The organism is Bradyrhizobium sp. CIR18, assembly GCF_014198295.1.
GTDB lineage: Bacteria > Pseudomonadota > Alphaproteobacteria > Rhizobiales > Xanthobacteraceae > Bradyrhizobium.
Genome location: NZ_JACIHF010000001.1, coordinates 117,306 through 134,191, shown reverse-complemented (window position 1 = coordinate 134,191; position 16,886 = coordinate 117,306). Strand labels below are relative to the sequence as shown.

Annotated in this window: 16 protein-coding genes; 12 read left to right on the top strand and 4 right to left on the bottom strand. The window is 65.5% G+C overall.

All coding sequences use genetic code 11. The features are described from left to right. The first annotated feature begins 36 nt into the window (after window positions 1-36). On the top strand, window positions 37-1,269 hold the full coding sequence (locus tag GGD65_RS00750) for an FAD-binding oxidoreductase (protein ID WP_179730593.1): 1,233 nt from the start codon (window positions 37-39) through the stop codon (window positions 1,267-1,269). Window positions 1,270-1,354: 85 nt separating this feature from the next. Here the strand turns inward: GGD65_RS00750 and GGD65_RS00745 are convergent, their stop codons facing one another. The 3 genes from GGD65_RS00745 to GGD65_RS00735 form a co-directional block, all read right to left on the bottom strand. Further along, window positions 1,355-2,689, bottom strand: a complete 1,335-nt coding sequence (locus GGD65_RS00745; RefSeq protein ID WP_018323010.1) for a dicarboxylate/amino acid:cation symporter — start codon at window positions 2,687-2,689, stop codon at window positions 1,355-1,357. An 85-nt stretch (window positions 2,690-2,774) separates the two neighbouring features. Continuing rightward, window positions 2,775-3,332: a biotin transporter BioY gene (locus GGD65_RS00740; RefSeq protein WP_092262049.1), complete on the bottom strand. Its 558-nt coding sequence runs from the start codon at window positions 3,330-3,332 to the stop codon at window positions 2,775-2,777. A gap of 89 nt (window positions 3,333-3,421) precedes the next feature. Beyond that, on the bottom strand, window positions 3,422-4,609 hold the full coding sequence (locus GGD65_RS00735; protein ID WP_183234152.1) for a pyridoxal phosphate-dependent aminotransferase: 1,188 nt from the start codon (window positions 4,607-4,609) through the stop codon (window positions 3,422-3,424). 177 nt (window positions 4,610-4,786) lie between these two features. On the opposite strand from GGD65_RS00735, the gene GGD65_RS00730 reads away from it, so the two are divergent. From GGD65_RS00730 to aat, 10 genes are all read left to right on the top strand, one after another. Further along, a complete protein-coding gene (locus GGD65_RS00730; protein ID WP_179730595.1) occupies window positions 4,787-6,187 on the top strand; it encodes a M48 family metalloprotease in 1,401 nt (466 codons plus the stop codon). A 98-nt stretch (window positions 6,188-6,285) separates the two neighbouring features. Further along, window positions 6,286-7,053 carry a DsbA family protein gene (locus tag GGD65_RS00725; RefSeq protein WP_179730596.1) on the top strand — a complete coding sequence of 256 codons (768 nt, stop codon included), beginning with the start codon at window positions 6,286-6,288 and terminating at the stop codon, window positions 7,051-7,053. 208 nt (window positions 7,054-7,261) lie between these two features. Then, a complete protein-coding gene (locus GGD65_RS00720; RefSeq protein WP_183234151.1) occupies window positions 7,262-8,062 on the top strand; it encodes a DUF1236 domain-containing protein in 801 nt (266 codons plus the stop codon). A gap of 258 nt (window positions 8,063-8,320) precedes the next feature. After that, on the top strand, window positions 8,321-8,788 hold the full coding sequence (gene aroQ / locus GGD65_RS00715) for a type II 3-dehydroquinate dehydratase (RefSeq protein WP_092262044.1): 468 nt from the start codon (window positions 8,321-8,323) through the stop codon (window positions 8,786-8,788). 37 nt (window positions 8,789-8,825) lie between these two features. Beyond that, window positions 8,826-9,314: an acetyl-CoA carboxylase biotin carboxyl carrier protein gene (gene accB, locus GGD65_RS00710; RefSeq protein WP_018323003.1), complete on the top strand. Its 489-nt coding sequence runs from the start codon at window positions 8,826-8,828 to the stop codon at window positions 9,312-9,314. Between the two features lie 81 nt (window positions 9,315-9,395). Then, a complete protein-coding gene (gene accC / locus GGD65_RS00705; RefSeq protein ID WP_018323002.1) occupies window positions 9,396-10,754 on the top strand; it encodes an acetyl-CoA carboxylase biotin carboxylase subunit in 1,359 nt (452 codons plus the stop codon). Between the two features lie 105 nt (window positions 10,755-10,859). Continuing rightward, complete coding sequence (locus GGD65_RS00700; RefSeq protein ID WP_183234150.1) at window positions 10,860-12,377, top strand: CHASE3 domain-containing protein; 1,518 nt, start codon at window positions 10,860-10,862, stop codon at window positions 12,375-12,377. Window positions 12,378-12,382: 5 nt separating this feature from the next. Further along, window positions 12,383-12,823 carry a response regulator gene (locus GGD65_RS00695; RefSeq protein WP_018323001.1) on the top strand — a complete coding sequence of 147 codons (441 nt, stop codon included), beginning with the start codon at window positions 12,383-12,385 and terminating at the stop codon, window positions 12,821-12,823. Next, on the top strand, window positions 12,820-13,923 hold the full coding sequence (locus GGD65_RS00690) for a sensor histidine kinase (RefSeq protein ID WP_183234149.1): 1,104 nt from the start codon (window positions 12,820-12,822) through the stop codon (window positions 13,921-13,923). The genes GGD65_RS00695 and GGD65_RS00690 overlap by 4 nt, the downstream gene beginning before the upstream one ends. A gap of 60 nt (window positions 13,924-13,983) precedes the next feature. Further along, on the top strand, window positions 13,984-14,664 hold the full coding sequence (gene aat / locus GGD65_RS00685; protein ID WP_018322999.1) for a leucyl/phenylalanyl-tRNA--protein transferase: 681 nt from the start codon (window positions 13,984-13,986) through the stop codon (window positions 14,662-14,664). Between the two features lie 13 nt (window positions 14,665-14,677). Here the strand turns inward: aat and GGD65_RS00680 are convergent, their stop codons facing one another. Continuing rightward, window positions 14,678-15,712 carry a DUF2155 domain-containing protein gene (locus GGD65_RS00680; RefSeq protein WP_026202859.1) on the bottom strand — a complete coding sequence of 345 codons (1,035 nt, stop codon included), beginning with the start codon at window positions 15,710-15,712 and terminating at the stop codon, window positions 14,678-14,680. Window positions 15,713-15,921: 209 nt separating this feature from the next. Between GGD65_RS00680 and GGD65_RS00675 the strand changes: the two genes are divergently transcribed. After that, window positions 15,922-16,869, top strand: a complete 948-nt coding sequence (locus tag GGD65_RS00675) for an alpha/beta hydrolase (protein ID WP_183234148.1) — start codon at window positions 15,922-15,924, stop codon at window positions 16,867-16,869. Window positions 16,870-16,886: the final 17 nt, after the last annotated feature.

Here is a 16,886-nt window from a genome sequence, read left to right as displayed (position 1 = left end):
AGCCGGGCGTTTTTTGATTTGGCGAGGTCAGTTCCAATGCAAAGCGCAATTGTTCTCGGCGGCGGCATGATCGGCGTGAGCGCGGCGCTGCACCTCCAGCAGCGCGGCTGGGCCGTCAGGCTCGTCGACCGCAGGGAGCCGGGCCGCGAGACCAGCTACGGCAACGCCGGGATGATCCAGGCCGAAGCGGTCCGCCCCTATCCGATGCCGCGCGACCTTGCGACGCTGCTGAAGATCGCGACCGGCCGCACCAACGATGTGCGCTACAGCCTGTCGTCGCTTCATCTCCATATCGAGCCCCTGCTCCGCTACTGGTGGCATTCGGCCCCGAAGCGCCATCGCGAGGCGGTCGAGGCATGGGCGCGGCTGATCGCCTACGCGACGAGCGAGCACGACATCCTCATTCGCGAAGCCCATGCCGACAATCTCATCCGCCGCGCCGGCTATCGCATGCTGCATCGCGATGCCGCTTCATTCGATCTGGCGATCAAGACGGCGGAGGAAGACCGCCGCGAGTTCGGCGTGAATTTTCGCGTGCTCTCCGGCAGCGAGCTTGCCAGGGTCGAGCCGGTCCTGCGCGACGATCTTCCCGGCGCGATCCATTGGCTCGACACCTGGACCGTGTCCGATCCCGGCGCGCTGGTCACGGCCTATGCCGAGCTTTTCGAGCGCCGCGGCGGCGCCATTGTGCTCGGCGATGCGCAGTCGCTGCGGCAGACCGCGACCGGCTGGTCGGTCGATACGGACCAGGGGCGTCTCGACGCCGCCAACGCCGTCGTGACCCTCGGGCCGTGGTCGCCCGATCTCCTCCACAAATTCGGCTATCGCATTCCCCTGGTGCGCAAGCGCGGCTACCACATGCATTACAGCGGCGGCGCTTCGCTCGACCTGCCGCTGATCGACAAGGCCGGCGGTTATGCCATGGGGCCGATGGCCAAGGGCATTCGCATCACCACCGGAGCCGAGCTGACGAGCCCGGATGCACTCGCGACGCCCGTGCAGCTTGCGAGCGCCGAAGCATCCGCACGCGAGCTGATCGACCTCGGCAAGCGCGTCGAGCCGGATCCGTGGTTTGGCACCCGCCCCTGCACGCCCGACATGCTGCCGGTGCTCGGGCAAGCTCCGCAGCATCCCGGCCTCTGGATGAATTTCGGCCACGGCCACCAGGGCTTTACCCTCGGACCCGCGACCGGGCGCCTGCTCGCCGAGATGATGAGCGGCGAGACGCCTGCGATTGATCCGATGCCGTACCGGCCGGAGCGGTTCTAGCCGAAAGAAAAAGGGCTGATCGAGCATCTCGACCAGCCCTATGACTTCAAGGTCTGACAGCGCAGCTCGCGCCGTCAGGTCCAGATCAGTCCGTCGTGATCGCCGTCTCCATGTCGGTCGGATCGATCTGCTTGGAGAGGTTGGCGTTGAGCTTGTCGCGGTCGAGCTCACCCTCCCACCAGGCGACGATCACGCAGGCCACGCCGTTGCCGCAAAGATTGGTCAGCGCGCGGCACTCGCTCATGAACTTGTCGATGCCGAGCACGATCGCCATGCCCGGCACGAGGCGCGGATCGACCACGGCCAGCGTCGCCGCCAGCGTGATGAAGCCCGCGCCGGTGATGCCGGAGGCGCCCTTCGAGGTCAGCATCGCCACGACCAGGATGGTGAGCTGCTGGCTGAAGCTGAGATCGACGCCGAGCGCCTGCGCGATGAACAGCGTCGCCAGCGTCATGTAGATGTTGGTGCCGTCGAGGTTGAACGAGTAGCCCGTGGGCACTACCAGACCGACCACCGACTTGGAGCAGCCGAGCCGCTCCAGCTTCTCCATCATGGACGGTAGCGCGCTCTCCGAGGAGGAGGTGCCGAGCACGATCAGCAGCTCGTCCTTGATGTAGGCCAGGAACTTGAAGATCGAGAAGCCGGCCAGTCGCGCGATGATGCCGAGCACGACGAACACGAACAGCGCCGCGGTGGCATAGAAGGTCGCGATCAGACCGATCAGGTTGAGGATCGCACCGGTCCCGAACTTGCCGATGGTGTAGGCCATCGCACCGAACGCACCGATCGGTGCCGCGCGCATCACGATCGAGATGACGCCGAACACCGCATGCGCGGCATCGTCGATGAAGCTGCGGATGGTGTGGCCGCGCTCACCTAAGCTCATGATGGCGAAGCCGAACAGCACCGAGAACAGCAGCACCTGCAGGATCTCGCCCTGCGCGAAGGCGCCGACCACGGTGTCCGGAATGATGTGCAGCACGAAGTCGACGGACTTCTGGCCGGCGGCCTGCTTGGCGTAGTTCGCAACGGCCGCCTCGCTCGCCGCAGCATTGCCGAAGCCTGCGCCCGGCTTGACGAGATTGCCGACGACGAGGCCGATCACCAGGGCGAAGGTCGAGACGACCTCGAAATAGACCAGCGCCTTGACGCCGATGCGGCCGACCTTCTTGGCGTCCTGGATGTGGGCAATGCCGGAGACCACGGTGCAGAAGATGATCGGGGCGATCACCATCTTGATCAGCTTGATGAAACCGTCACCGAGCGCCTTGATCCATTCGTTGGTTGCGAACTGTGGCCACAGCCAGCCGACGATGGCGCCGAGCACGATGGCGATCAGCACCTGGACGTAGAGAACCTTGTACCACGGCTTTGCTGCGGGCGGCGCGATCGGCGCCTCCGCCATCGTTGTCGTCGTCATTGTTTCACTCCCCCTCAAAACGCTGGGCCAGCCAAGATCAACTTGGCCGGCCCTGTCAATTGGAACCGCGAACTCTTTGCGCGCTTTACCGGCGACGCTCGATCAGCCTGCGCGCCGCCGGCATCAACGTCGCGCCAAGCGCATTCTTGACCAGCGAAGCTGCAATGAACGGCACGATGCCGACCTGCCAGGCTTTTCCAACGCCCAGCCCGAGGCCGAACGCCAGCCAGCCGAACCCGGCGGCCAGAATGACGATATGGCCAACCGCCATCGCTGCAAACAGCAGCGCCACGCTGCGATCCCAGCCGCGCTCGGCGAGCCAGCCGGTCACGAAAGCGGCAGCGACGAAGCCGAACAGATAGCCCGCGGTCGGGCCAACCAGCGGTGCAATCCCACCCACCGGTCCGGCGAATACCGGCACGCCAAGCGCGCCCTCGGCGAGGTAGGCGATCATGGTTGCGCTGCCAAGGCGCCAGCCATAGGCCGCGCCGATCATCAGCACGACCAGCGTCTGTAATGTCATCGGGACATAGGGCAGCGGCAGGCTGACCTTGGCTGATAGCGCCATCAAAGCGGTGCCGAGCGCAACCAGCACGACGGCACGCATCGCGCCAACGGTTTCGCCCGGCCGGGTCGGCCACATCAATGCGGCGAGAGAAGAATGTGGCGCAGCAGCGGTCGAGACAGATCGGTCAGACAAGTTGAACTCCGGTGGTGGTCGAAAACTGGCGGCTATTTAAGCCAGTGAGCGATCCGGTCAACTGCCTCGCGCATCTCCCCGGGCGAGCGTGCATAAGAAAAGCGAATGAACGATCGGCCGTGAACGGGATCGAAATCGACGCCGGGCGTGGCCGCAACGCGTGCCTGTTCCAGCATCTGCTTGGCGAACTCGAAACTGTCGGAGGTGAAGTCCGAGACGTCGGCATACAGATAAAATGCACCATCGGCCGGCAAGAACTTGCTCAGGCCGGCTTTCGGCAATCCCTCGATCAGAATTCGCCGGTTTTCCTGATAGCCGTGCTTGATCGTCTCCATCTCGGCTGCGCCGTCGAAGGCGGCCTCTGCCGCGATCTGTGACAGCGACGGCACCGAGATCGATAGGTTCTGCTGCAGCCGCTCGATCGGCCGCACCAGAATTTCGGGCACGACCATCCAGCCAACACGCCAGCCGGTCATGCAAAAATATTTCGAGAACGAGTTGATCACGAGTGCGTGCTCGGAGAGCGCGGCCGCGGTGACCGCCGGAAACGCATAGTCGAGCCCGTGATAAATCTCGTCCGAGATGAACCGGATGCCTGCGTCTTCGGCGGCCGCCATCAAGCCGGCGAGCGCTTCGCGGGACATCATCGTCCCCGTCGGATTGGCGGGGCTTCCGACCAGCACGCCCTTCAACGGCATCTTGCGATGCGCCGCGAGCAACGCCTCGCCGGTGAGCGCATGGCGCGTCTCGTTTGTGGTCTCGATCAGCACCGGCTCGCAACCGAGCGCGGTGAGGATATGGCGATAAGGCGGATAGCCCGGCACCGTCACCGCGACGCGGTCGCCCGGCTCGAACATCGACAGGAAGGCCAGGATGAACCCGCCGGAGGAGCCGGTGGTCACGACGATCCTGTCAGGGCTGACGTCGCAGCCATAGGCATCGCGATAATGGCGCCCGATGCGCTCGCGCAGACCGGGAATACCGAGTGCGGAGGTATAATCGATCCGCCCGGCCTCGAGCGCCGCGTGGGCGGCCGCAATCGCGGTGCTGGGCGCCCCGGCCGCGGGCTGGCCGACCTCCATGTGGATGACATGGCCGCCGGCGGCCTCGATTCGGGCTGCCGCGGCCATGACGTCCATCACCATGAACGGGGGAACATCACTGCGGCGGGAGGGCTCGAGCCACTGCCCCAACCGGTTCCTCAATGTCGCATCGTGCATCGATTTCTGCTATTTCGCTGGCGGGCCGGTGCGTCCGGTCCGGGAAACGGGGCGCTTGCGCCCCAGACTGGCCGCATTGTACGGCTCATAAGGGGTAAGGCTCATAAGGGCATATCGCGTATCCGGTCCGCCGCCAATCGCCAAAACCAATCACGAAACTGCTCTCCAGACCGTTTGATGTTGCTTCAGATCGCATTGCGCAAGAAGGCCACCGCCCTCACCGCCCTCGTCACGGCTGCGGCGATCGCGCTGCTGCCGCTCCCGGCGGCGCGGGCGCAGCAAAAGGGGCCGCCTGTCCTGCGCGACACCGAGACCGAGCAGCTGCTGCGCGAATATACGCGCCCGATCCTGCGCGCCGCGGGTCTGGAGAAGCAGAACATCCAGATGGTGATCCTGAACGACAGCTCGTTCAACGCGTTCGTCGCCGACGGCCGCCGCATCTTCGTCAATTACGGCGCGATCCTTCAATCGGAAACGCCGAACCAGATCATCGGCGTGCTCGCGCACGAGACCGGGCATCTGGCCGGCGGCCATCTGTCCAAGCTGCGCGAGCAGCTCGCCGCCGCCCAGACCCAGATGATCATTGCGATGCTGCTCGGCGCCGGCGCGATCGCCGCGGGCAGCACCCAGCGCAGCAGCGCAGGCAACAACGGGCTGGCCAATGCCGGCGCCGCCGCGATCTCCGCTCCGCAGGAGGTGATCCGCCGGACGCTGCTGTCCTACCAGCGCCAGCAGGAGGAGAACGCCGACCGCGCCGGCGTGAAATTCCTGACCGCGACCCAGCAATCGCCGAAAGGCATGTACGAGACCTTCAAGCGCTTCACCAGTGAGAGCCTGTTCGCCGCGCGCGGCGCCGATCCCTATCTCCAGTCGCATCCAATGCCGGCCGAGCGCGTCGCCGCGCTTCAGGAATTCGCCAGCTCCAGCCCCTACTGGAACAAGAAGGACGATCCCGCGCTCCAGCTCCGCCACGACATGGTGCGCGCCAAGATCTCCGCGTTCATGGAGCGGCCCGAGACGGTGTACCGACGCTATCCCCAGACCAACGACAGCATGCCGGCGCGCTATGCCCGCGCCATCAGCACCTATCTGCACGGCGATCTGCGCAGCGCGCTGGCCCAGATCGACGCGCTGATCCAGGTGCAGCCCAACAACCCGTACTTTTACGAGGTGCGCGGCCAGGCCCTGTTGGAGAGCGGCAAGCCGGCCGATGCGGTCGCTCCGCTGCGCAAGGCCGCGCAGCTTTCCAACAACGCGCCCCTCATCGAGATGTTACTTGGGCAAGCTCTGGTTGGAACCGATAATAAGGCCTACACCGACGACGCCGTTCGGATTCTCCGCGCCGCGGTGGCGCGAGAACCGGAAGCGGTGCTCGGCTATACCCAGCTCGCGATGGCCTATGGCCGGAAGGGCGACTATGCCGAAGCGGATCTCGCCTCGGCGCAAGCCGCTTACCTGCGCGGCGACAACAAGACCGCCCGCGAGCTCGCCACGCGCGCGAAAACCCGTTTCGCCGTCGGCACACCCGGATGGGTCAAGGCCGACGACATCGTGGCGGCGAAGCCGCCGCGCAACTGACGTAACTCGAACGACGCCCGATACCACGACGTCACGACACCGAGCTTAAGTCCGCCGGGACTTATTCCGAAACCTGCTTTGGATAAGAGGATTTACCTATGCCTTCGCTGCGCCTGCTTGCTCCCGCGTTGTTTGCGCTCGCCCTGTTCGGCGCAGCCGTGCCCGCGTCGGCCGACAGTTTCTCCGACACCCAGCGCACCGACATCGAGAAGATCATCAAGAACTATCTCATCAGCCATCCCGAGGTGCTCGAGGAGGCGATGGCCGAGCTCAGCAAGCGGCAGGCCGCGGCCGAGACGCAGAAGCACGAGGCCAGCATCGCGCAGAATGCGGACGCGATCTTCAACTCGCCGCGCCAGGTCGTGCTCGGCAACAAGGACGGCGACGTCACCTTCGTCGAGTTCTTCGATTACAATTGCGGCTACTGCAAGCGCGCGATGGACGACATGCTCACCATCATGAAGGCGGATCCGAAGCTGAAGGTGGTGCTGAAGGAATTTCCGGTGCTGAGCCAGGGCTCGGTGGAGGCTGCGCAGGTCGCGGTCGCCGTGCGCATGCAGGATCCCTCGGGCAAGAAATATCTCGACTTCCACCAGAAGCTGCTCGGCGGCCGTGGCGCGGCCGACAAGGCGCGCGCGCTTCAAGCGGCCAAGGAAGCCGGCCTCGACACCGCAAAGATCGAGAAGGACATCGCCAGCCCCGAGGTGCGCGCCACCATCGAGGAGAACTTCAAGCTCGCCGAAGCGATGGGCATGAACGGCACGCCGAGCTATGTCATCGGCAAGCAGATCGTGATCGGCGCGGTCGGCGTCGAAAGCCTCAAGGAAAAGATCGGCATTGCCCGCTGCGGCAAGGCAACCTGCTGATCATACGTTTTACGATCCTGAAAACCCGAAAAGGCCGGCTGACAAGCCGGCCTTTTTCTTGCGCCGAACGTTGGCGTCTTCGTGCAAAATCATTCATCTGGCATTCAACAAACAAATGCCGCGGAACAGGCGAAGTTCCGGAACAACTCAAATCTCCTTTCGTTGTCGGCGCGGGCAATGACGCAAAGAAACACGTGAGGAGAATTCGATGTTGAACCGCTTTATGATTTCGGTTGCCACGCTCGCGCTCGTCGCCGGCGCCGGTCTGGCGAACGCACAGAACACCATGGGCCGTGACAGCGGCGGCGGCGCCGGTGGCGCGCAGATGCAGCATTCGCAGCCTTCCGGCGGCGCCGCGGAGCGCGGCGCGACCGGCCGCGATTCCATGAGCCATGACAAGGGCACCGTCGGCCAGGCCGGTGGCGCTGGCACCATGAAGTCCGATCGGGCTTCCGAAGACAAATCCGGCGCGATGAAGGACGAGCGCTCCCCGGGCGGCGCGATGAACAAGAACGCGGCCGAGGACAAGGCCGGCGCCACCAAGGGCCAGCGCACCGACGAACGTGCGCAGGACAAGTCCCAGCAGGACAAGTCGAAGAGCATGAGCTCGGACTCGACGACAAAGTCGGACCCCGCCAAGTCTGCCAAGGACATGAAGGCTGAGGAGAACAAGGCGGGCGGCGCTGCCAAGACCAACAATGCGGCTACGACCGACAAGTCCCAGACCACGACCGGCACCGCCTCCGCGACGGCTTCGGCGCCGCCGGCCGAAAAGCGGTCTGAAATCTCGACGGCGATCAAGTCGACCAAGATCGAAGAGACGACGAACGTCAACTTCAACATCTCGGTCGGCACCGCGATCCCGGCCTCCGTCAGAGTCCATCCGCTTCCGCCCCGGATCGTGGAGATCTACCCGGAGTGGCGTGGCTATGAGGTGATCTTCGTCCGCGGTCAGTACGTGATCGTCCGTCCGCAGACGCGCGAGATCGTCTACATCATCGAAGGCTAAGCTGCTTCGCTGATACCCAAATGGGCCCTTGCCGAGAGATCGGCAGGGGCCTTTGGCCTATGCGTCGCCCTCCCCTGCGAGCCTCCCTCGGACAGCCACGATTAGAACTGGTTAACAAGCGATTTCCGTAGCTTCCGCACAGGTTTTTGCACCGGGGATGAGGTACTTGAAGGCCCCTGGGAGGCCCTTCAAGGCTTCCCCTAGGCCGCTTTGTTACCTATAACCCCGCCACGCCGAGCACCTCTTCCCGGGATTGGAATGGCAGAACCTGCAACCGATACGATCCTCGTCCTGAACGGGCCGAACCTCAACATGTTGGGAACGCGCGAGCCCGAGAAGTACGGCCACGCCACGCTGGCCGACGTCGAGGCACTGTGCCGGGAGACCGCGGCAACGTTCGGCCTCAAGGCCGATTGCCGGCAGTCCAACCGCGAGGGCGAGTTGATCGACTTCATCCACGAGGCGCATGCGCGCAAGATGAAGGGCATCATCGTCAATGCCGGCGGCTATTCGCACACCTCGATCGCGCTGCACGACGCGCTGCTCGCGGTGCAGATCCCGACGGTCGAAGTGCATGTGACCAACATCCACGCCCGCGAGAGCTTTCGTCACCACTCCTACACCGCACGCGCCGCTTTCGCCTCGCTCTGCGGTTTCGGCATCGAGGGCTACCGCCTCGCCATCCAGGGCCTTGCCGCCAAGCTTGCCATCAAGCCCAAAGCCTGAAGCCCCCTCATCAAACAGAACATTCGGATCAAACAACATGGCGCGCCAGCCAGACGACAAAGCAGCCGCAAAGTTTTCCAGCGAGGATTCCGCGCTCGTCCGCGAGCTCGCTTTGCTGCTCGATGAGACCAGTCTCACCGAGATCGAGATCGAACGTGCGGGCCTGCGCCTGCGCGTCGCCCGCAACGTCAGCGTTGCTGCGACCATGCCGATGCAGATGGCAGCCGCTCCCGCCGCCCTGCCGGTCGCCTCCGCCGCGCCTGTCGCCGCCGGACCCGACCTGTCGAAGCATCCTGGCGCGGTCAGCTCGCCGATGGTCGGCACCGCCTATTGGGCACCGGAGCCCGGCGCCAAGCCGTTCATCGAGGTCGGCAGCAAGGTCTCGGTTGGACAGACCCTGCTGATCATCGAAGCCATGAAGACCATGAACCAGATCCCCTCGCCGCGCGCCGGCACGGTGACGCAGATCCTGGTCGAGGACGGCCAGCCGGTCGAGTACGGCGAGCCGCTGGTGATTATTGAGTAAGCGAATGGGGAATAGCGAATAGCGAATGGTCCACCCCTTCCCTACTCGCCATTCGCCACTCGCCATTCGCGACAGGACACCATGTTCGACAAGATCCTCATAGCCAATCGCGGCGAGATCGCCCTTCGCATCCTCAGGGCCTGCAAGGAGCTCGGCATCGCGACCGTCGCCGTGCACTCCACCGCCGACGCCGATGCCATGCATGTGCGCCTGTCGGACGAGAGCGTCTGCATCGGACCGCCGGCATCCAAGGACAGCTACCTCAACGTGCCCGCGCTGCTCGCGGCCTGCGAGATCACCGGCGCCGATGCCGTGCATCCCGGTTATGGCTTCTTGTCCGAGAATGCCCGCTTTGCGGAGATCCTCGCCGAGCACAATCTGCATTTCATCGGCCCCAAGGCCGAGCACATCCGCCTGATGGGCGACAAGATCGAGGCGAAGAAGACCGCCAAGCGACTCGGCATCCCCGTGGTGCCCGGCTCCGACGGCGCGGTCGGTCCCGATGACGACGCGCTGGCGATCGCCAGGAAGATCGGCTTTCCGGTGCTGGTGAAGGCGGCGGCCGGCGGCGGCGGCCGCGGCATGAAGGTGGCGCACAGCGAGGCCGACCTGCAGGTGGCGCTGTCGACGGCGGCCAACGAGGCCAAATCGGCCTTCGGCGATGCCTCGGTCTATCTGGAAAAATACCTCCAGAAGCCGCGTCACATCGAGATCCAGATTCTCGGCGACGGCCGCGGCGGCGCGATCCATCTCGGCGAACGCGACTGTTCGCTGCAACGCCGCCACCAGAAGGTCTGGGAAGAGGGCCCCTCGCCTGTCCTTGCCGCCGCCGCGCGCGCCAAGATCGGCGAGACCTGTGCGAAAGCCATGCGCGAGATGAAATATCTCGGCGTCGGCACCATCGAGTTCCTGTTCGAGGACGGCGAGTTCTACTTCATCGAGATGAACACCCGCATCCAGGTCGAGCATCCCGTCACCGAGAGCATCACCGACATCGACCTCGTGCTGGAGCAGATCCGCATCGCCGCCGGCGGCGATTTGCCGGCCAGGCAGGAAGAGGTCCAGGTCATCGGCCATGCGATCGAGTGCCGCATCAACGCCGAGAATCCACAGACCTTCCGCCCCTCGCCCGGCCGCATACTGCAATACCATCCGCCCGGCGGACTGGGGGTCCGGATCGATTCCGCGGTCTACCAGGGCTACACGATCCCGCCCTATTACGATTCCCTGGTCGGCAAGCTGATCGTGCACGGCAAGACCCGCGCCGAATGCCTGATGCGGCTGCGCCGGGCGCTGGACGAGATGGTCGTGGAAGGCATCGAGACCACGCTGCCGCTGTTCCGCGCGCTGGTGCGTGAAGACGACATCATCAACGGCGATTATCACATCCACTGGCTGGAACAGTATCTGGCCGGCAAGACGGAACCCGCTCCGCGATAATCCGCTTTCGTCGTGGAACCCTTTGGCCCCCATCGCGTTCTCGACGCGGGGACAGTTCCAAGGGGGCGTTTTGACTTCCGCTGAACGTGACAGAGCGAGGCCGTCGTGACGGCCGAGGCCCATCGACGGCGCGCATTTTGGCAGATCCTGCTGATTTCGGCGGGTCTTTTGATTCTGACCGTGATCAGCGCCGGCTCGGTCTATCTCGTCAACAAGGCGAGGGAAGACAGCACATGGGTGCTTCACACGATCGAGGCGGAGAGCCAGATCAACGCCCTACTGCTTGAAATCCGCCGCGCCGAGAGCAGCGCCCGCGGCTTTCTGCTGACGCAGGGACCGGATTTCCAGTCGGACCACGAGAAGGCCGTCGCAGCGATCATTCCGGCGCTCGACAAGCTCACGCGCCAGATCGGCGACAATCCGGCGCAACGCGACAGCATCGAAAAACTGAGCGCGGCGATCGAGACCCGACTCGACCAGTTCTCGCGCGAAATGAAGTTCGTGAAGGACGGCCAACCGGACCGGGCCACGGCGCTGATCCGCGAGGCCGCGGCCGGCAACACCACAACCACCATCAGCAATTTGGCCAACGCGATGATCCGCGAGGAGGAGCGGCTGTTCCGGGTCCGAACGGCCAACTCCGACCGGAGCCAGACCCTGGCTGCATCGATGACCGGCATCGGCTCCGGCCTCGTCGTGCTGCTGGCCCTGATCTCGACCTGGCTGGTGCGGCGCTCGGCCCGCGCTCGTGACGAGGCCGAAGCGCGCCTGCGCGATGCCAACGTCAATCTGGAGTCCGTCGTCGACGAGCGCACTGCGGATCTGCGCGAAGCCAACGCAGAGATCCAGCGCTTTGCCTATATCGTCAGCCACGATCTGCGCTCGCCGCTCGTCAACATCATGGGCTTTACCAGCGAGCTCGAAGAGCTCAGCGGCGATGTCTTCCGCCGCATCGGCAGCCTCACCCAAGTCCCCGCCGGCGGGCCGCCGCTGGCGCCAGGCTCGCCCGGCGAGATCGTGCTCGAAGGCGCCGACAAGCAGCTCTCGGAGGATTTTTCCGAGGCGCTCGGCTTCATCAAGACGTCGATCGCCAAGATGGACCGGCTGATCTCGGCCATCCTCAACCTCACCCGCGAGGGCCGACGCGAATTCCAGCCGGTGAAGATCGACACCAGCGAGCTGATCGAGGCCATCGTGTCGACACTGGCGCACCAGGCGGCCGAGGCGCAGGCCGAGATCCACCTCGAGCCGCTGCCTGACATCGTCAGCGACCGGCTCGCACTCGAGCAGATCTTCTCCAATCTGATCGACAATGCGATCAAGTACCTGAAGCGCGGGGTGCCCGGCGAAATTAGAATCCGCGGGCGCACCAAGCTCGGCTACGCTATCTTCGAGATCAGCGACAATGGCCGCGGCATCGATCCGAAGGACCATCAGCGGATATTTGACCTGTTCCGCCGTGCGGGAACCCAGGACCAGCCCGGCCAAGGCATTGGTCTTGCGCATGTGCGTGCACTTGTGCGTCGCCTCGGCGGCACCATGTCGGTATCGTCGGAACTGGACGCGGGCAGCACCTTCACGATCACGCTGCCGATCGCCTGGAATGTGAGCAACCGGAACTGAGATCGATGACCCAGCCTGTCACCATCATCATGATCGAGGACGATGAGGGCCACGCCCGCCTGATCGAGCGCAACATCCGCCGCTCGGGAGTCAACAACGAGATCGTCTCGTTCCCCAACGGCACGGACGCAATGCAGCATTTGTTCGGCGCCGACGGCTCAGGGCTCGTGCAGAAGGGTAATGCGCTGCTGATCCTGCTCGACCTCAACCTGCCCGACATGACCGGGATCGACATCCTGAGGCAGATCAAGGAAAACAAATATCTGAAGGCTTCGCCCGTGGTGGTGCTGACCACCACCGACGATTCCCAGGAAATCAAGCGTTGCTACGAGCTCGGCTGCAACGTCTACATCACCAAGCCCGTCAACTACGAGAATTTCGCCAATGCCATCCGGCAGCTCGGCCTGTTCTTCTCGGTCATCCAGGTCCCTCCCGCCGCCCCATGAACCAGCGCACGCCAACACTGCTCTACATCGACGACGACACTGCGCTGGCGCGCCTGGTCGATCGCGGCCTGACGCGGCGCGGCTACAGGGTCGTCCATGCCGCGAGCGGCGAGGAAGGCCTGGAGCGCATCCGCCGCGCCGCGGTCGAGGGCGGCATCGACGTGGTGGCGCTCGACCAGTACATGCCCGGCCTCGACGGGCTGGAGACGCTGGAGCAGATCATGGCGATCCCGGGTGCGCCGCCCGTGGTGTTCGTCACGGCCTCGCAGGATTCCAGCATCGCGGTGACCGCACTGAAGGCCGGCGCGGCCGACTATCTCGTCAAGGACGTCACGGGCGATTTCATCCCCCTGCTCCACGTCGCAACCGAGGGCGCGCTACGCCAGGCCGAACTGCAGAAGGCGCGCGAGGAAGCCGAGGCCGAGATTCATGCCTCGCGCGACCGCTACGCCGCCCTTGCCGCCGAACGCGAGCTGCTGCTGCGCGAGGTCAACCACCGCGTCGGCAACTCGCTCCAGATCATCGCCTCGTTGCTGCACCTTCAGGCAAGCTCCGCCGCGCAGGACGAGGTCAAGGCGGCACTGACCAACGCGATGGGCCGCGTCGCCGCGGTCGCGCAAGTGCACCGCCGCCTCTACACCTCGCAGGATCTGAAGAGCGTGGTCCTGAACCAGTATCTGGACTCGCTGCTCGAGGATCTCCGCCGCTCCGCCGAAGGCAACCGGATGTCGCGCCTGACGCTGAAGGCCGAGCCGATCGAGATCGATCCCGACCGCGCGGTCGCCGTCGGCATCATCGTCAACGAGCTGGTGATGAACGCGGTGAAATACGCCTATCCCGACGGCGCCGGCCCGATCCATGTCGAGCTGCACGCGCAGGGCGAGGATGTCCTGCTGTCGATCACCGACAACGGCGTCGGTGACAACGTCAAGGCCGATCCGCGCTCCACCGGCATGGGCCAGCGCATCGTCGCGGCCATGGCCTCGAAGCTCGACGCCACGGTCGAGCGCGATCCCGCCCATTCCGGAACCCGGATCGTGCTGAAATTCGCGCGCATGCCGGCAGCCCCCGGCAGGACCAGCACCGCCGCCGCGAGCTGATCTCGCTGCCCTGCTCACCCCCATCGCAACCGCGTCGCGATCCTGCTATGGTTGCGAACCATGACTTCGCGCGACTCCGCCCCGTCTGAAATCACACCGGCCGTGCTGCTGCGCGCCTATGCCTGCGGCATCTTTCCGATGGCCGAAAGCGCCGAAGATCCGACCCTGTTCTGGGTCGAGCCGGAGCTGCGCGGCGTCATCCCCCTTGACGGATTTCGCGTCGCCTCGCGGCTCGCGCGCACCGTGCGCTCGGATGTGTTTCGCGTAACCGTCAACACCGCGTTCAAGGCGACGATCGCCGGCTGCGCCGCGCCGCAGGCCGGACGCGAGGACACCTGGATCAACAAGCGCATCCGTGACCTCTATGGCGGCCTGTTCGAGCTCGGCCATTGCCATAGCGTCGAGGCCTGGCAGGGCGAGGACCTCGTCGGCGGGCTGTACGGCGTCAGCCTCGGACGGGCCTTCTTCGGCGAGAGCATGTTCCACACCGCGCGCGATGCCTCGAAGGTCGCTCTGGTGCATCTGGTCGCGCGGCTCATCCATGGCGGCTTCGAGCTGCTCGACACCCAATATGTCACCGAACATCTGAAGAGCTTTGGTGCGGCCGAGATCTCGCGGCGGCGCTACACCGCGCTGCTCGACAAGGCGCTCGCGGGCGAGCCGGGCGATTTCCTGAAGCTCTCGGCGGGTGAGGCGATCCCAGGCGCACGCGCGCTCGAGATCATCGCCGCGCGGCAATAATCGATAGCCAGGCCTAGCGGCCAAACCCCGGGATACCGAACAGACCTGGTCGCTGCTCCGGCGGCGGAGGCGGCGGCGGTGCCGGTTGCTGCTGCTGGATCGGCGGCAGAGGCTGCGGCGGACGCTGCTGCACCTGCTTCGGCGCGGCCTTCTTCTGCGCGGGCGGCGGCGGAGGTGCAGGCTTGGTCGCCGGATCCGGCGCTGCGGTCGCAATGGTCTGCTGCGGCTCTTTGCAGTCGGTGAGCCAGATGTCGTAGATCGGATGCTCGACGCCGTGCAGGCCCGGGCTTGCCGCGTACATCCAGCCCGAGAAGATCCGCTTCACCTCGCCCTGCAAGGTGATCTCGTCGACCTCGACGAAGGCGTCGGTGTTGGTGGCCTCGGTCGCCGGTCGCGTGTAGCAGGCGTCGGTCTTGACCCTGAGCGCGCCGAACTGGACGGTCTCGCCGATCTCCTCGTCGAAATTGATGATGCGCCCGGTGATCTTGTCGAGCCCCGAGAAGGTCGCCTTCTTGTTCACGATCTTCTGGGCCGGCGGCTCGGTGACGACCTCGTCGCCCGGCTGCAGGCTCGCCGGGGTCTGCGGCACGGCGCCACCCGGCCCGCCCTTCTGCTGCGGCTGGCGACCCGGCGCACCCGGCTGGCCGGCGCCCGGCGGCGCGACCGCCACAGGCGGCGGCTGGTTTGGCGGGGCGACGGTGGAGCCCGGCGGCGGCGCCAGCGGCTGGGTCTCGACCGGCCCCGGCATCACATTGCCCTGCCGGCCCGGCGGTGGAGGCATCGGGCGCGACGGCAGCACGCGGCCCTGCGGCGGCAGCTCCGGCACCTCTTCGTCGTCATCGGGAATCTGCTGCGGCTGGGGCTGGCCGCGCGGAATGTTGCCGGGCGGCCGCAGCGGCGGTGGATCGGAAAAAATCGTGCCGATCTGCGCCTGAGCCGGCGTCGCAACCGTCAGTGCGGTGGCGGCCAAAAACGCCGCAAGACCTGTCAGGGTAATGGTTCGAAACATCTCGCGCGGCTTCAACAGCGAATCGGGCTTGTTGGACATTCTACAGGGGATACCGCCGCTCGCAGGCCCTCCGGTTAACACGGGGAATACGGCGGGGGAAGGGCGGCATCCCTGCCCTGCCCGCCGCCCGCTGGCCAGGGCGGCTGACGGGTGGGATAGTCGGAAAGCCCCTCCTTGGGGGCGCGCGGCGGGCATCGCCCCGAAAATCACATTCAACGATAACCGGAAACCCCGAGGTGCGCCGTTCCATGCCCGTTATGCTCGATCCCGATGCCGCCGCCGTCTATAGGGCTTTCCAGGAGGCCGGCCGCCCCGCTTACGAGACCCTGACCGCGGACCAAGCGCGCGCCTATTACGCTCAGGCCCGCTTTGCCACCAACCCCGAGCCGCCGGAGCTCGCGCGCGTCACGCCGCTATCGATCCCGGCGCCGCACGGGGTGATCCCCACCCGCCTCTACGTTCCCAAGGAGCCACGCCGGCACGACGGCCTGTCGCCGGCGCTGGTGTTCTTCCATGGCGGCGGCTGGGTGATCGGCGATCTCGACTCCCACGACGTCGTCTGCCGCCAGCTCGCGGTCGAGGGCGCGCTGATCGTGATCTCGGTCGACTACCGTCTCGCGCCCGAGCACAAATTTCCCGCGGCGACTGAGGACGCCATCGCCGCGACCCAATGGATCACCGCGAACGCGCGCGAGCTCGGCATCGATGCCTCGCGCCTGTCGATCGGCGGCGACAGCGCTGGCGGCAACCTCACCGCGGTCGTCGCGCTCGCCGCGCGCGAGGCTGGCGGTCCCGCACTCGCAGGCCAGGTGTTGATCTACCCGGCGACCGACTTCGCCATGACCCACGGCTCCCACAGCGAACCCGAGACCAGCGTGCTGCTGACGCATTCGGTGATCCGCTGGTTTCGCGACCACTACCTCAATGGCGCCGCCGACATCCATGACTGGCGCGCTTCGCCGGCACGTGCGCAAAACCTGGCCGGCCTGCCGCCCGCCTATGTGCTGACCGCCGGCGCCGATCCGCTGCGCGACGAAGGCGACGATTATGCCGCGCGGCTCAAGCAGGCCGGCGTACCCGTCACGCACAAGCACTATCCCGGCCAATTCCATGGCTTCTTCACGATGGGCAAGTTGTTGCAGCAGGCCAATGTCGCCGTCGGCGAGATCGGCGCATGGTTGAAGGGATTGGGATGACGTTCGCGTAGGCCGAC

Bases quoted from the DNA above. Each gene is read 5' to 3' on its own strand.
- GGD65_RS00725 (WP_179730596.1), top strand. From the start codon at position 6,286: ATGCCTTCGCTGCGCCTGCTTGCTCCCGCGTTGTTTGCGCTCGCCCTG.
- GGD65_RS00740 (WP_092262049.1), bottom strand. From the start codon at position 3,332: ATGTGGCCGACCCGGCCGGGCGAAACCGTTGGCGCGATGCGTGCCGTC.
- GGD65_RS00730 (WP_179730595.1), top strand. From the start codon at position 4,787: ATGTTGCTTCAGATCGCATTGCGCAAGAAGGCCACCGCCCTCACCGCC.
- GGD65_RS00750 (WP_179730593.1), top strand. From the start codon at position 37: ATGCAAAGCGCAATTGTTCTCGGCGGCGGCATGATCGGCGTGAGCGCG.
- GGD65_RS00745 (WP_018323010.1), bottom strand. From the start codon at position 2,689: ATGACGACGACAACGATGGCGGAGGCGCCGATCGCGCCGCCCGCAGCA.
- accC (WP_018323002.1), top strand. From the start codon at position 9,396: ATGTTCGACAAGATCCTCATAGCCAATCGCGGCGAGATCGCCCTTCGC.
- GGD65_RS00720 (WP_183234151.1), top strand. From the start codon at position 7,262: ATGTTGAACCGCTTTATGATTTCGGTTGCCACGCTCGCGCTCGTCGCC.
- aat (WP_018322999.1), top strand. From the start codon at position 13,984: ATGACTTCGCGCGACTCCGCCCCGTCTGAAATCACACCGGCCGTGCTG.
- accB (WP_018323003.1), top strand. From the start codon at position 8,826: ATGGCGCGCCAGCCAGACGACAAAGCAGCCGCAAAGTTTTCCAGCGAG.
- GGD65_RS00675 (WP_183234148.1), top strand. From the start codon at position 15,922: ATGCCCGTTATGCTCGATCCCGATGCCGCCGCCGTCTATAGGGCTTTC.
- GGD65_RS00735 (WP_183234152.1), bottom strand. From the start codon at position 4,609: ATGCACGATGCGACATTGAGGAACCGGTTGGGGCAGTGGCTCGAGCCC.
- GGD65_RS00690 (WP_183234149.1), top strand. From the start codon at position 12,820: ATGAACCAGCGCACGCCAACACTGCTCTACATCGACGACGACACTGCG.
- GGD65_RS00695 (WP_018323001.1), top strand. From the start codon at position 12,383: ATGACCCAGCCTGTCACCATCATCATGATCGAGGACGATGAGGGCCAC.
- aroQ (WP_092262044.1), top strand. From the start codon at position 8,321: ATGGCAGAACCTGCAACCGATACGATCCTCGTCCTGAACGGGCCGAAC.
- GGD65_RS00680 (WP_026202859.1), bottom strand. From the start codon at position 15,712: ATGTCCAACAAGCCCGATTCGCTGTTGAAGCCGCGCGAGATGTTTCGA.